The sequence below is a fragment of the Cellulomonas sp. WB94 genome, assembly GCF_003115775.1.
Classification (GTDB): Bacteria; Actinomycetota; Actinomycetes; order Actinomycetales; family Cellulomonadaceae; genus Cellulomonas_A.
This window is the reverse complement of the sequence record NZ_QEES01000002.1, coordinates 2744736-2758216: the sequence shown is the minus strand read 5'-3', so window position 1 is coordinate 2758216 and position 13481 is coordinate 2744736. Positions and strand designations below refer to the sequence as shown.

12 protein-coding genes are annotated in these 13481 nt (G+C 73.1%); 7 read left to right on the top strand and 5 right to left on the bottom strand.

Translation table 11 applies throughout. The features are described from left to right. Positions 1-8: 8 nt before the first annotated feature. Positions 9-947, bottom strand: a complete 939-nt coding sequence (locus DDP54_RS18225) for a hypothetical protein (protein WP_158274531.1) — start codon at positions 945-947, stop codon at positions 9-11. Positions 948-1142: 195 nt separating this feature from the next. Here DDP54_RS18225 and DDP54_RS13815 point away from each other — a divergent pair, with 195 nt between their 5' ends. Next, on the top strand, positions 1143-1682 hold the full coding sequence (locus tag DDP54_RS13815) for a YbhB/YbcL family Raf kinase inhibitor-like protein (RefSeq protein ID WP_242448415.1): 540 nt from the start codon (positions 1143-1145) through the stop codon (positions 1680-1682). A gap of 62 nt (positions 1683-1744) precedes the next feature. Then, the gene (locus DDP54_RS13810) at positions 1745-2320 is read left to right on the top strand and encodes a YbaK/EbsC family protein (protein WP_109132224.1); all 576 of its coding nucleotides are present in this window, start codon (positions 1745-1747) and stop codon (positions 2318-2320) included. 31 nt (positions 2321-2351) lie between these two features. On the opposite strand, the gene DDP54_RS13805 is transcribed toward DDP54_RS13810, so the two are convergent. Further along, positions 2352-2702 carry an oxidoreductase gene (locus tag DDP54_RS13805; protein WP_109132223.1) on the bottom strand — a complete coding sequence of 117 codons (351 nt, stop codon included), beginning with the start codon at positions 2700-2702 and terminating at the stop codon, positions 2352-2354. A 208-nt stretch (positions 2703-2910) separates the two neighbouring features. On the opposite strand from DDP54_RS13805, the gene lpdA reads away from it, so the two are divergent. The 3 genes from lpdA to DDP54_RS13790 all read left to right on the top strand — a co-directional run bounded on the left by lpdA (position 2911) and on the right by DDP54_RS13790 (position 7172). Next, positions 2911-4296, top strand: a complete 1386-nt coding sequence (gene lpdA, locus DDP54_RS13800) for a dihydrolipoyl dehydrogenase (protein ID WP_109132222.1) — start codon at positions 2911-2913, stop codon at positions 4294-4296. A 27-nt stretch (positions 4297-4323) separates the two neighbouring features. After that, the gene (gene sucB, locus DDP54_RS13795) at positions 4324-6150 is read left to right on the top strand and encodes a 2-oxoglutarate dehydrogenase, E2 component, dihydrolipoamide succinyltransferase (protein ID WP_109132221.1); all 1827 of its coding nucleotides are present in this window, start codon (positions 4324-4326) and stop codon (positions 6148-6150) included. A 137-nt stretch (positions 6151-6287) separates the two neighbouring features. Beyond that, positions 6288-7172 carry a TIGR01777 family oxidoreductase gene (locus tag DDP54_RS13790; protein WP_109132220.1) on the top strand — a complete coding sequence of 295 codons (885 nt, stop codon included), beginning with the start codon at positions 6288-6290 and terminating at the stop codon, positions 7170-7172. 5 nt (positions 7173-7177) lie between these two features. Here the strand turns inward: DDP54_RS13790 and DDP54_RS13785 are convergent, their stop codons facing one another. The 3 genes from DDP54_RS13785 to DDP54_RS13775 all read right to left on the bottom strand — a co-directional run bounded on the left by DDP54_RS13785 (position 7178) and on the right by DDP54_RS13775 (position 12192). Beyond that, the gene (locus DDP54_RS13785) at positions 7178-8731 is read right to left on the bottom strand and encodes a hypothetical protein (RefSeq protein ID WP_109132219.1); all 1554 of its coding nucleotides are present in this window, start codon (positions 8729-8731) and stop codon (positions 7178-7180) included. Between the two features lie 66 nt (positions 8732-8797). Beyond that, positions 8798-9853 (bottom strand): Gfo/Idh/MocA family oxidoreductase, encoded by a 1056-nt coding sequence (locus DDP54_RS13780; RefSeq protein ID WP_242448414.1) that lies wholly within the window; start codon positions 9851-9853, stop codon positions 8798-8800. Between the two features lie 62 nt (positions 9854-9915). Beyond that, positions 9916-12192, bottom strand: coding sequence for an MMPL family transporter (locus tag DDP54_RS13775; RefSeq protein WP_109132217.1), 2277 nt, complete (start codon positions 12190-12192; stop codon positions 9916-9918). Positions 12193-12235: 43 nt separating this feature from the next. Between DDP54_RS13775 and DDP54_RS13770 the strand changes: the two genes are divergently transcribed. Next, positions 12236-12775, top strand: coding sequence for a MarR family winged helix-turn-helix transcriptional regulator (locus DDP54_RS13770; RefSeq protein WP_242448413.1), 540 nt, complete (start codon positions 12236-12238; stop codon positions 12773-12775). Between the two features lie 9 nt (positions 12776-12784). Then, on the top strand, positions 12785-13480 hold the full coding sequence (gene lipB / locus DDP54_RS13765) for a lipoyl(octanoyl) transferase LipB (RefSeq protein ID WP_109132215.1): 696 nt from the start codon (positions 12785-12787) through the stop codon (positions 13478-13480). The last annotated feature ends 1 nt before the right edge of the window (position 13481 follow it).

The following is a 13481-nucleotide window of genomic DNA, read 5'->3' as shown; positions in this document are numbered from 1 at the left end:
CCGCCGTCTCATCCGACGAGCCGCAGCGGCACAGGGGGGACCGACGGCTCGACGGGCTCGACCGGACCTGTCAGCACAGCAGGCGCCACGGGACCGAGACCCCGGACCAGCGGCAGGGTCAGCTCCACGCTCTGACGCACACCGGCACCACCGCGCCCGGTACGCGTGACCCGCAGCTCGCACGTGCGCAGCCGGCCGTCGCCCGCACCGACCCCGCTCCAGCACCCACGCTCCGCCGTCAGGACGACGTCCGCCCCGGGCCACGTCCCGCTCGCCAGGAGCACGGACCCGCGCTCGCGCGCGCGAGAGACCAGGCGACGCCGGTCACCGTCCGTGAGGACGGCCTCGGGGCCGACCAGCACGACGTCCACACCGTCGAGCAGCGCGGCAACCACTGTGGGCGCCTCGATCCCCGGCTGCGGCACGACCGCGAGCCGCTCGAGGTCGACCCCGGCCTGGGCGGCTGCCAGCAGACCGACGGTCGGCTGCCCCACGACGGCGGCCCAGGCCCCGCCGCTGCACGCCTCGGCGAGCAGCGCCAGGACGAGCGAGGTCGACCCGAGCGCAGCCACGGTGCTGCCCCGACGCAACCCGTCGGGCAGCAGACCTGAGAGCACGCGGGGAACGGGCAGCGAGGGACGCTCGCTCGTGACGAGAGAGGTACGGCGGACCGGGGCGCCGTCCCACGCCCGCGTCCGGGGCGTCGGGACCTCGGGCATCAGCACCGCGGGCTCGGGGACCGTGGGCGCGGCGACCTGGGGCGCGAGGACGTGGGGCACGGGGGTCTGGGGAGCAGGCCGGCGCAGGCTCCGCGCCCCGGTCAGCAGCTCCGCGCGTGCGAGGGTGGCCCGAGCGAGGGCGGCGCGCTCGTCCCGTGTCCCCGCCACCGCCCCGACCCGCGTCTCCACCACCGCCCCGACCACCGCTTCCCTCACCGCCTCCGACATCGCCCCTCCCTCGCCTGCCCGACGATCGCTCATGCTCGCGGTCGCAGTTCGAACACATGTTCGATCATGCCACCAGATGCCGACACTGCGAACCTGGCAGTCCGCTCGCCCTGCCGTCGTAGAGCGCATGCACGTCGGGCTCGGCATGATGGAGGAGACGGCCGCACCGGCCGTCCCCGGACCGAGGAGAATCCCGTGGCCGTGTCCCTGACCCGCCCGCTCGCGCCGGACCCGTACTCGCTGCTCCCCGTCGTCCCGTCCTTCACGCTGACGAGCGACGACCTGCGCCACGGCGAGCGCCTGCCCGACGGGCACGCGGCGCCCCCGAACGCGAACGTGTCCCCGCACCTGCACTGGGAGGGCTTCCCGCGCGAGACACGCTCGTTCTTCGTCACCGTGTTCGACCCGGACGCGCCGGGCCCGTCGGGCTGGTGGCACTGGGCCGTCGTCGACCTGCCGGTCACAACGACCACCCTCACGCGCGGCGCGGGGTCGCTCCACGCCGACAACCTGCCCCCCGGGGCGTTCCACCTGCGCGGGGACGACGGGGTCGCGGGATACGTCGGCGCGGCGCCACCTCCGGGTGACCGCGAGCACCGGTACTTCTTCGCCGTGCACGCGCTCGACGTCGAGCACACGGCCACCGGCCCGCAGACCATGCCGGGCGCCGCGGCGTGCGGCGCCACCTTCCACACGATCGCCCGGGCGGTTCTCGTCGCCACCTGCCGTCGCTGAGGGCGACACCCCGGGACTGGCGCGGACGGCACCACCGGCGTCCCGCGGCTAGCCTTCCTGCCATGCTGCAAGCGACCTTCGGAACACTCACCTGGCTCCGTGCCGTCGACCGCCCCGACCTGCTCGCACCGAGCACGTCCGCGGCGATCGAGGCGTGGGCACGGCTCGACCCGCAGATCGCCGACGCCGTTGCGGTCGCGGAGATCGACCCGGATCTCGCCGACACCGCCGCCATGACCGAGGCCTACGGGCTTCCGCTCGCGGCGTCCGCCAACTGCGTGCTCGTGTCCGGCCGGCGCGAGGGTGTCGAGCGCATCGCGGCCGCCGTCGTCCGCGCGACGACACGGGCCGACGTCAACAACGCCGTGAAGCGACTGCTCGACGTCCGCAAGGCGTCGTTCCTCCCCATGGACCGTGCGACCGCCGAGTCGGGCATGGAGTACGGGGGGATCACCCCGCTGGGGCTCCCGGCCGGCTACCGGGTGCTCGTGGACGCGCGGATCGCCGCGACCCACCCGACAGCCGACGGGATGGTCATCATCGGCAGCGGGCTGCGTCGTTCGAAGCTGGCCCTGCCGGGCTCCCTGCTCGCCGCCGCACCTGGGGTCGAGCTGGTGGACGGGCTCGCGCTGGGGTAGGTCGGCTGCCCGCCCACGCTGTCAGGTCAGGTCAGGCCTCGGGCGTCCGACGCGTGACGCGCTGGCTCGCGTTCCAGTCCCGCATGCGCTGCGGGTAGCCGGTCCGGTGCACGTCGTAGACCGGGATGCCGAGGTTGCGCGCGAGCTCGTACGCCTCCTTGGCGCCCGGCACCTTGCGCCGCGTCCACTCGCCGGTCGTCGCGATGAGCATGAGCGTCGTCTGCGTCACGTGCGTCTCCGGCTCGACATAGGCCTCGACGCCGACGCGGGTCGCGACGAAGTCGCGCAGGTGCGCGAGGGTCGCCTGCTGCGCCTGGCGGGGCGACGGCGCATCTGGTGCGCCGTCAGCGGTGCGCGCCCGACGACGCGAGAACAGACCCATACCAGGAGCGTAGCGGGCGAGGTTGACCGACACCTGGGAGACGACTGTCAGGCCTTCGTGCGCCACGCAAGACATGGGACGAATGTTCCCAGAGTCACAGCCGTCGCTCTCCCGTACGGTTCGTTCGCCTCGCACCGGGATGACAAGATGGTCGGCGAGCACCGCAAGTACCACACGTCCTACACAGACCCGCTCTGAGGAGTTGCACGTGGCCGACACGAACGGCACCGCTTTCGACATCGTCGTCCTGGGCGGAGGGAGTGGCGGCTACGCGACGGCGCTCCGCGGCGCCCAGCTCGGGCTCTCCGTCGCTCTCGTCGAGGCCGACAAGCTCGGCGGGACCTGCCTGCACAACGGCTGCATCCCCACCAAGGCACTGCTGCACGCTGCCGAGCTCGCGGACAACGCGCGCGACGGCGCCCACTTCGGTGTGCACACCGAGCTCAAGGGCATCGACATGGCAGGCGTCAACGAGTACAAGGCCGCGGTCGTCGGTCGCCTGTACAAGGGTCTGCAGGGGCTGATCAAGTCCCGCAAGATCACCGTCTTCGAGGGCTACGGCACGCTCGTCGGCCAGGACACCGTCGAGGTCAACGGTGAGCGGATCACCGGGCGGAACATTGTGCTCGGCACCGGCTCGTACGCACGCTCGCTCCCAGGCCTCGACATCGGCGGACGGGTCATCACGTCCGACCAGGCACTCCAGCTCGACTGGGTGCCGCGCTCGGTGATCATCCTCGGCGGCGGCGTCATCGGCTCCGAGTTCGCGTCCGTCTGGCGCTCGTTCGGCGCCGACGTGACCATCATCGAGGCCCTCCCCCACCTCGTCCCCAACGAGGACGAGGCGCTGTCCAAGGCGTTCGAGCGCGCGTTCCGCAAGCGCGGCATCGCGTTCAACCTGGGCGTCCGCTTCTCGGGTGTCACGCAGGACGACAACGGCGTGCACGTCTCGCTCGAGGACGGCAAGACGTTCGACGCCGACCTGCTGCTCGTCGCCGTCGGCCGCGGTCCCCGCACCGAGGGCCTCGGCTACGCCGAGCAGGGCCTCACGCTCGACCGCGGGTTCGTCATCACCAACGAGCGCCTGCACACCGGTGTCGCCAACATCTACGCGGTCGGCGACATCGTCCCGGGCCTGCAGCTCGCGCACCGCGGGTTCGCCCAGGGCATCTTCGTCGCCGAGGAGATCGCGGGACTCGCCCCGCAGACGATCGTCGAGTCGGGCATCCCCCGTGTGACGTACTCCGACCCCGAGGTCGCGTCCGTCGGCCTGACCGAGGCCAAGGCCCGCGAGGTCCACGGCGCCGACGCCGTCGAGACCCTCGAGTACAACCTCGGCGGGAACGGCAAGAGCCAGATCCTCGGGACGACGGGGTTCGTCAAGCTCATCCGCAAGAAGGACGGCCCCGTCATCGGCGTCCACATGATCGGGGCCCGCGTCGGCGAGCTCATCGGCGAGGGCCAGCTCATCGTGAACTGGGAGGCGTACCCCGAAGACGTCGCCTCGCTCGTGCACGCCCACCCGACGCAGAACGAGGCTCTCGGAGAGGCGCACCTCGCGCTCGCCGGCAAGCCGCTGCACGCCCACAACTGACCCCGCGACCGAAGGAGACCAACGGTCATGTCTGACAACGTGCAGCTTCCCGCACTCGGCGAGTCCGTCACCGAGGGAACCGTCACCCGGTGGCTCAAGAACGTCGGCGACACCGTCGCCGTCGACGAGCCGCTGGTCGAGATCTCGACCGACAAGGTCGACACCGAGATCCCGTCGCCCTTCGCGGGCGTGCTCGAGCAGATCCTCGTCCAGGAGGACGAGACCGTCCAGGTCGGCGCCGTGCTCGCCGTGATCGGCTCCGGCCAGCCCGGTGGATCCGCCGACGCCGCACCGGCCGAGGCGGCACCCGCTGAGGCCGCACCGGCCGAGGCCGCGCCTGCTGAAGCCGCGCCGTCCGAGCTCGTCGAGCAGCCCGCGGCACCGGCGGAGCCCGCCCCGGCCGCACCGACCGAGGCCGCACCCGAGGCGCCGGCCGCGACGGGCACCCCCGTCGGCGCCGAGGTCACGCTCCCGGCACTCGGCGAGTCGGTCACTGAGGGCACCGTCACGCGGTGGCTCAAGGCGGTCGGCGACGCGGTCGAGGTCGACGAGCCGCTGCTCGAGATCTCCACCGACAAGGTCGACACCGAGATCCCGTCCCCGTTCGCCGGCACGCTCCTGGAGATCCGTGTCCAGGAGGACGAGACGGTCTCGGTCGGCGCGGTCCTGGCCGTCATCGGCTCCGGCGCGGCCCCTGCACCGCAGGCCGCCGCACCGGCAGCGCCGGCCGAGGCGGCACCGGCACCGGCCGCGGCAGCCCCCGCACCCGTCGCGGCTCCGGCCGAGGCGACGCCTGCTCCGGTTCCTGCTCCCGTGGCCGCTCCCGTCGCTGCGCCCATCACGGCACAGCATGCGGCGCCCGTCCCGGCAGCGTCGGGCACCTACCTGACGCCGCTCGTCCGCAAGCTGGCCGCCGAGAAGAGCGTGGACGTGTCCACGCTCGCCGGCACAGGTGTGGGCGGCCGGATCCGCAAGGAGGACGTGCTCGAGGCCGCAGCCAAGGCGGCTGAGGCGGCCAAGGCGGCTGAGGCGGCCAAGGCGGCTGAGGCGGCCAAGGCGGCCGCGGCGGCGAGCGCACCGGCCCCGGCCACCGCGAAGGCACCGGCCAAGGCCCCAGCACCGCTCGAGGTCTCGCCGCTGCGCGGCACGACCGAGAAGGCCAGCCGTCTGCGTCAGATCATCGCCGAGCGCATGGTGGACGCGCTGCACAGCCAGGCGCAGCTCACGACGGTCATCGAGGTCGACGTGACCAAGGTCGCCCTGCTGCGGGCACGCGCGAAGAACGACTTCAAGGCGCGCGAGGGCATCAACCTCACGTTCCTGCCGTTCTTCGTGCTGGCCGCGATCGAGGCCCTGAAGGTCCACCCCAAGGTCAACGGCGTGCTCGAGGGCAACCAGATCACGTACCACGGCCACGAGAACATCGGCATCGCCGTCGACACCCCGCGTGGTCTGCTCGTCCCGGTGATCCGGGATGCCGGTGACCTCAACCTCGCCGGGATCGCCCGCAAGATCGGTGATCTCGCCGTCCGCACGCGCGACAACAAGGTCACGCCCGACGAGCTCAGCGGTGCGACGTTCACCGTCACGAACACCGGCTCGGGCGGTGCGGTGTTCGACACGCCGATCGTCCCGGGCGGCACGTCCGCGATCCTCGGCACGGGCGCGATCGTCAAGCGCCCCGTCGTCATGACCGACGCCGACGGCGGTGAGGTCATCGCCATCCGGTCGATGTGCTACCTCGCGCTGTCGTACGACCACCGTCTGGTCGACGGCGCCGACGCGTCGCGCTACCTGGCGACGGTCAAGGCCCGCATCGAGGAGGGTGCGTTCGAGTCCGAGGTCGGCATCTGACGACCAGCACTCCCGGACGCCCGGGTGCCGGCCTCTGCGGAGGTCGACGCCCGGGCGTCGTCGTTCGCCCGCCGGCGTCCGGCCTCCGCCGTTCGCCGTCGTCGCCTCGGTTTCGCGCGGCTCCGTAGGGTGGACGCATGGACATCGTCGTTGCCGGCTCGCGCGGACTCATCGGCTCTGCGCTCGTCCCGGCGCTCCGGGCGCACGGTCACCACGTCCGACGCCTCGTGCGAGGGACGCCGTCCGCGCCCGACGACGTCGAGTGGGACCCGGACGCCGGCCGGCTCGACCCGTCGGCGCTCGCGGGCGCTGACGCGGTCATCAACCTCGCCGGCGCCGGCGTCAGCGACCGCCCGTTGACGAGGGCCCGCAAACGGACGGTGCTGCTGTCCCGGACGAGGACCGCCGGCCTCCTGGCCACCACCATGGCCGGCCTCGAGTCAGGTCCCCGGGTGCTGCTCCAGTCGTCGGGGATCGGCGCCTACGGAGACCGCGGCACCGACCTGCTCGACGAGCACGAGCCGCTCGGCACGACGTTCTTCGCGGACGTCGTCCGCCAGTGGGAGGCCTCGACAGCTCTCGCGGTCGAGGCCGGCCTCAGGGTCGCGCACCTGCGCAGCGGCATCGTCCTCGCACCGCGCGGCGGTGCGCTCGGACGTCTGCTCCCACTCGTGCGTGCCGGTCTCGGCGGACCGCTCGGCTCCGGTCGGCAGTACTGGAGCTGGATCACGCTGCCCGACGAGGTGCGGGCGATCATCCACCTGCTCGATGTGCCCGTGCACGGTCCGGTGAACATGGTGGCCGCCGCCGACACGAATGCCGACGTCACTCGTGCGTTGGCCCACGCCGTGCACCGGCCGGCTGTGCTGCGCGTGCCGGCGTGGGCCGTGCGGATCGCCCTGGGTGACTTCGCCCCGGAGCTCCTGGGGTCGATCCGTGCGACCCCCCGCGCCCTCACCGACAGCGGCTTCGTGCCGGTGCACCCGGACCTCGCATCAGCTGTGCGGTACGTCACGGCGTAAGTCCCTCACGCGCCGGGCCCCGGCCCGGCCGGGTCCTGGACGTCGGTGACTCGCAGGCCGTCGCTCGTGGGCACGAGCACGAGCACGACGGTGCGCAGCCGACCTGCAGGCACGGTGCTCTCGGTCGTCCCGTCCGGGCGCAGCAGGCGGTATCCCGAGGTCGTCGAGGTCACCGCGATCTCGGCCCGGTTCTCCACGGCCGACACCAGCTCGGCGGCGGTCACCTCCACAGCGAGCCCCTCGATGCGCAGGCCGCGCGCGGCCAGGTCAGTCAGGATCGCGGCGTCGGCCAGCTGGGCACGCGAGCCAGGGACCTCGACCGACGTCAGCGCGCCGACGTCACCCGCCGAGATCACCTCCGCACGGACCTGGGTCAGACGTCGCGCCGCGTCGACGGGGTCGGCGGCCGCGGTGGCGACCGCCTGGGTCGGTGTCACCGGCGCGACCGCAGGTCCGGCGGGCGCACCCGTGGCACGCCCTGGACGGAGCACGTCGATACCGGACGGGTCGGTGCCACCGAGGGCGGGCGCACGCGCGACGCCGGTGGCACTCGTCTCCACGCCCGCGACTGGCGCATCCGCCTCGGCCGCACCGCGCTGGCTCACCGCGAACGACAGGACCCCGCAGACGACGACCGCGGCCACGGCCGCTCCGAGGCGAACGACGTGTGCCCGCCAGACGCGCCGCCCTCGGTGGCGCGACGAGCGTCGCGTGGTGGTCGCCCGCCCGCCCCGGCTCGCGAGACCGGCCAGCTCAGCCCGGGCGAGGACCGCGCTGTCGGGCAGCATGATCGGCTCGGGGACGTGCGCACGGAAGCACGCGTCGGCGAGCTCGCGCGCCGCCAGCCGCAACCGGGGGTCCGGGTCGGTCGCCGCAGTGAGCAGGTCACGGACGCGCTGGTCGTCGCTCGAGGCCGCGAAGTCCGCGCTGTCCCCGGTCCCGGCTCCGGCGGGGCCGGGCGGGGCGAGCTGGGCGAGCACCACGCTCGCGAGCGCATGGACGTCGCCTGGCGGCTCGCAGGCCTCACCGCGGCACACCTCGGGGGCGGCGAACCCGGGCGTGCCGGCGCTGGGTGTGAGGGCGCCGAGCAGGTCGACGAGGACGGGCCGCCCGTCGAGGCCGATGACGATGTTCGCGGGTGACACGTCGCCGTGGACGAGGCCGGCAGAGTGCAGCGCCTCGAGCGCGTCGGCGAGCGGGACGGCGAGCGTGACCGCCTCGCCCGCACTCAGCGGACCGCGCGCGGGCCGCAGGGCGGCGAGGGTCGGCCCGGGGATGTGGTCCACGAGCAGCGCAGCCGTGCCCGGGCTGACGGCGACCACGTCCCGCACGCGGGCGAGGTGCTCGTGCCGGACGTTGCGCAGCCGGTCGAGGCGCGCACCGTGACGCGGGTCCGCAGCAAGGTCGACGACGCGCACGACGACACGGTCAGGCGCTCCGTCGAGCGCGACAGCCGACCACGCGGGCCCCTGCGCACCGCACCCGATCGGGCCGAGGACGCGATACCCGCCAGTCAGCAGCGCGGCCACGACGTCGGGGGGTGCTGCGGACGGCTCCATGGCGACATCGAACCGTGGATCAGCGCCCTCGCGAGCGTCATCCACAGGCTGAGTGCCGGAGTCGGCCTACCGGAGCGTGACGACGCGGTGCTCGCGCGACGACTCCCGCGCGGCATCGAGCACCGCGGCTGTCCGCACGGCATCCCACGGGTTGACGGGCACCGGGCCACCGACGGTGAGCCAGCGCACGACCGCACGGTAGAAGTCGGACGGGCCGCCGGGTGCACGCGAGACCGGGACGCGCTCGGACCCCCGCACGATCCAGCCCTCGTGCGTGACGTGCGCATGGTCGCGCTTCGTGTGCGGGACGTCGTCGACGACGGAGAAGGGCGTGGGCTCGGCCTCGAACGACGTCACCAGGTAGGCCCCGGCGTCCCCCAGCACCCGGGTGCGCGGACCAGGCGCCCCGACCAGCGCGCCGGTCTGCAGGTGGCTGTGCACCTGCACGCCGTTCGGCCCTGCGGCGTGGTGCAGGGCGAGGAAGACGTCGTCGTCGACTGGTGTCGTGAGCGATCGGAGCTCGGCGTACACGGAGACGACGGGACCGAACAGCTGGACCGCCGAGTCGACGAGGTGCGAGCCGAGGTCGAGCAGCAGGCCGCCCGCGACGACGTCGAGCTCCTTCCACCGCTGCTGCGGGACGGGACGCCACCGCTCCCAGCGCCGCTCGAAGGTGTGGACGTTGCCGAGCTCACCCGAGTCGAGCACCTGACGGAGAGTGAGCTGCTCGGCGTCCCACCGGCGGTTCTGGAAGACGGTCAGTCGGCCGCTGTGCGCCTCGGCGGTGCGTGCGAGGGCTCGCGCGTCGTGGGTCGACGTCGCGATCGGCTTGTCGACGACGACGGGCAGTCGTGCCTCGAGTGCGGCGTTGACGTTCGCCATGTGCGAGCCCGTCGGGCTCGCGACGACGACGAGGTCGAGCTCGGCGGCACGCGCGAGCATGGTCGCGACGTCCGGGTCGATGACGACACCGGGCCAGTCGGTCCTCGCCGCAGCGGCGCGCGACGGGTCGCGCTCGACCACGTGAGTGATCCGCTGACCGACCTCGCGCAGGAGGTGCGCGTGCTGGCCACGCCCCGATGCCCCGTACCCGACCAGCCCGACACGCAACGAGTCGCTCATGTGATTCACCATAGGACCGCGGGCTCGCGCCCGTCAGGTGAGGAGCGCCCCGTGTCGGCCGGTCACCCCTTCGGACGAGCGAGGGCGCTGGGCCACCACGTGCGACGACCGATGTCGTGCACGAGCGCGGGCACGAGCAGGCTGCGCACGATCAGGGTGTCGATCAGCACGCCGAACGACACGATGAACGCGAGCTGGGCGAGGAACAGCAGCGGGATGACGCCGAGGGCGGCGAACGTCGCCGCGAGGACCACGCCTGCCGAGGTGATGACGCCTCCCGTCACGGCCAGGCCGCGCAGCACTCCCTCCCGGGTGTCGACGCGCAGGCTCTCCTCGCGGACGCGCGTCATCAGGAAGATCGAGTAGTCCACCCCGAGCGCGATCAGGAACGTGAAGGCGAACAGCGGCACGGACGGGTCTGCGCCCGGGAACCCGAACACGTGGTTGAAGGCGATCGCCGAGACGCCGAGCGCCGCCGCGAAGGACAGCACGTTCGCGGCCATGAGGACGAGGGCCGCGACGACCGACCGGAGCAGCAGCATGAGGATGAGGAGGATCACCGCGAGCACGAGGGGCACGATGACCCGCAGGTCCCGCGTGCCGGACTGCTGGGTGTCGAGCGACTCGGCTGCCGCACCACCGACGACGGCGTCCGGAGAGGCCGCGTGGACGGCGACCCGGAGGGCCTCGATCGTGCGCACCGCCTCCTGCGTGTCGGCCGCGGCCGTCGTGGCGACGTCGATCCGAACCTGTCCGTCGACGACCTTGGGCGGCGACTGCTCCCCCGTCGTCGAGCCGGCGGGGGCACCTGCTCCCCCAGACCCCGTGTAGGGGGTCACCGTGTCGACACCCGGGACGGCCTCGGCGGCCGCGGCGACCGCGTCCAGGTCAGCCTCGGGCGCGATGACGATCGCCGGCTGCACGGTCCCGGCAGCGAAGTGGTCGGCCAGCACCTTCTCCCCGCTGACGGCGTCGACATCGGTCAGGAAGACGGCGGTCTGGCTCGTCCCGCTCGCGTGGAGCGTCGGGAGGAACGCCGCGCCGGCGGCGAGGACGAGGGCGGTGACGACCCACACCGGGCGGGCGTGGGCTCCGACGAACCGGGCGATGCGCCCCCACAGCCCGGTCAGGACGTCCGCCGTGGGCCGCGCGATCGCGCCGATGGACGTGGTCTGCGACACGTCGTCGATCACCCGCGGGCGACGCGGCCAGAACAGGGCGCGCGAGCGGCGTCCGAGGACGAGGAGCAGGGCCGGCAGGAAGGTCATCGAGGCGAGGAACGCCGAGAGGATCGCAATGGCGCCGACGGGTCCGAGGCTCCGGTTCGACGCGAGGTCGGAGAGCATGAGGCACAGCAGACCCGCGATCACGGTGCCCGCGCTGGCGGCGATCGGCGCGATCGAGGCACGCACGGCGCGCGCCATGGCGGTGTGCGGGCTCTCGGTGTGGTGCAGCTCCTCGCGGTAGCGCGCCACGAGCAGCAGCGCGTAGTCGACCGAGGCGCCGACGACGAGGATCGACATGATTCCCTGCGCCTGGCCGTTGAGGGTCAGCAGGCCCGCGTCGGCGAGGTGGTAGACCGCGAGCGCCGCGGCGCAGAGCGCGAAGACCGCCGAGAAGATCACCATGAACGGCAGGAACGGCGAGCGGTACACGACCACGAGGATGAGCAGCACCGCGCCGAGCGCGACGAGCAGGAGGACGCTGTCGATCCCTCCGAACGCGTTGACGAGGTCGGCAACGAAGCCCCCGGGCCCGGTGACCCAGGCCTGCAGGCCCACGCTGCCTGCGCTGGTGGCCGTGGCGCCGAGCTGGCTGTCGAGCGTGTCCCGCAGGCCCTGCACGACCGCTCCGGTCACCCCCTTCTCGCTGGCGAGCACGTCGCCCGCTCGCGCGCCGTCGAGGGACAGCGGGACGAGCAGCGCCTTCCCGTCCTGCGACGGGACCACGACCGCGGGCCCGACGAGGACGTCGCCGAGGGTTGCGGGGTCGCCGGTCGCCGGGTCGGCACCCGGGATCGCCGTTGTCCCGATCTCGGCGGCGAGTCCCTGCACCGCGGCGAGCTGCGCGGGCGTGACCGCGGTACCGTCCTCCGGCTGGAGCACGACGAGCACCGGCAGCGTCTCGACGTCGACGAAGCCCGTGCTGGCGGTTCCGGCCCGGGCCGACTCGGCCGATGCCGGCAGGAACGCGGCGGCATCGTTGGTCTGGACCTGCGAGAGCTTGCCCTGCGCCATGCCGCCGAGCCCGCCGACGCCCAGCCAGGCGAACAGGACGGCGACGATGACGATGGCGCGCAACACCGGGCCACGAGATTTACTCAGCATGCTGAGTATCATGGGCCACGGTCCGGGTGCGCGCAAACGAGAGGAGGTGGAAGGCGTGGCTACCGAGATGCCAGGGGCGCCTGAACGGCGGATCCCTGCGCGCGCGACGTCGACCGACCCCGCCGACTGGCCCGTCGGGCGCCTTCTCTCCGCCGCTGCACGGCGCGTCGAGCGCGAGTGGAACGCCCACCTGGCCACCTGGGACCTCAACCACGCGAGCATGCCGGTGCTGCTGCACCTCCTGCAGCGCCCGCGCTCACAACGTGAGCTCGCGAGCGCGAGCGGCGTCACCGAGCAGACGATGAGCCGGATCCTGGCGCGCGTGGAGCGCACGGGCTACGTCACGCGTGCGCCCGACGAGAACGACCACCGCAAGTACGTCATCACCATCACGGACGTGGGTCGTTCTGTCGCGATGCTCGCCGCCGATCCCCGCCCGGCCGAGGCCATGACCACGCGCGGCCTCACCCCGGAGCAGGTCGAGCAGCTTCGGCGACTCCTCGCCATCGTCGCCGCCCCCCACGTCGACGGGCCGGCGCCCTCGACCTCTACCCGGCCCGTGGCCGACGACGAGCCCGACGAGGTCGCGGGTTAGCCTGACGCCATGCAGTTCGTCGAGCTCGACCTCGGGACCCGCCGGGTGGCGTACCAACCGACCTGGGACCTGCAGCGCGAGGTGCACGCCCAGGTCGTCTCCGGTGAGCGCGAGGACACGACGCTGCTGTGCGAGCACGAGAGCGTGTACACCGCGGGACGCCGCACCGCGTCGTGGGACCGCCCTGCCGACGGCACACCCGTCATCGACGTCGACCGCGGCGGCCGCATCACGTGGCACGGCCCCGGTCAGCTCGTCGGCTACCCCATCGTCCGGCTCGCGAGCCCGATCGACGTCGTGCGCTACGTCCGGGCGCTCGAAGAGGCGGTCATCCGGGTGTGCGCCGACCTCGGTCTGGTCGCGGTGCGCGTCGACGGCCGCAGCGGGGTCTGGTTCCCCGCGGACGACCCGTCCGTTCCCGGGGCCAGACGCGACCGCAAGGTCGCGGCGATCGGGGTCCGGGTGGCGCGCGGCGTGACCATGCACGGTTTCGCACTGAACTGCGATCCCGACCTCACCGACTTCGACCGGATCGTGCCGTGCGGGATCTCGGATGCGGATGTGACGTCGCTCTCGCAGGAGGCGGGTCGTCGCGTCACGATCGAGGAGGCTCTCCCGCTCGTGCGTGCCCATCTCCCCGTGGCTCTCGCTGCGGTCACCGCAGCGGGCAGGTCCTCGGCGTCGACCGCGGCCGTCCCAGCCTGAG

Excerpts from the sequence above, each read along its gene's own strand:
- DDP54_RS13780 (WP_242448414.1), bottom strand. The coding sequence starts at position 9,853 with ATGAGCGACTCGTTGCGTGTCGGGCTGGTCGGGTACGGGGCATCGGGG.
- DDP54_RS13790 (WP_109132220.1), top strand. The coding sequence starts at position 6,288 with ATGGACATCGTCGTTGCCGGCTCGCGCGGACTCATCGGCTCTGCGCTC.
- DDP54_RS13785 (WP_109132219.1), bottom strand. The coding sequence starts at position 8,731 with ATGGAGCCGTCCGCAGCACCCCCCGACGTCGTGGCCGCGCTGCTGACT.
- DDP54_RS13805 (WP_109132223.1), bottom strand. The coding sequence starts at position 2,702 with ATGGGTCTGTTCTCGCGTCGTCGGGCGCGCACCGCTGACGGCGCACCA.
- DDP54_RS18225 (WP_158274531.1), bottom strand. The coding sequence starts at position 947 with ATGTCGGAGGCGGTGAGGGAAGCGGTGGTCGGGGCGGTGGTGGAGACG.
- DDP54_RS13775 (WP_109132217.1), bottom strand. The coding sequence starts at position 12,192 with ATGATACTCAGCATGCTGAGTAAATCTCGTGGCCCGGTGTTGCGCGCC.
- lipB (WP_109132215.1), top strand. The coding sequence starts at position 12,785 with ATGCAGTTCGTCGAGCTCGACCTCGGGACCCGCCGGGTGGCGTACCAA.
- sucB (WP_109132221.1), top strand. The coding sequence starts at position 4,324 with ATGTCTGACAACGTGCAGCTTCCCGCACTCGGCGAGTCCGTCACCGAG.
- DDP54_RS13810 (WP_109132224.1), top strand. The coding sequence starts at position 1,745 with ATGCTGCAAGCGACCTTCGGAACACTCACCTGGCTCCGTGCCGTCGAC.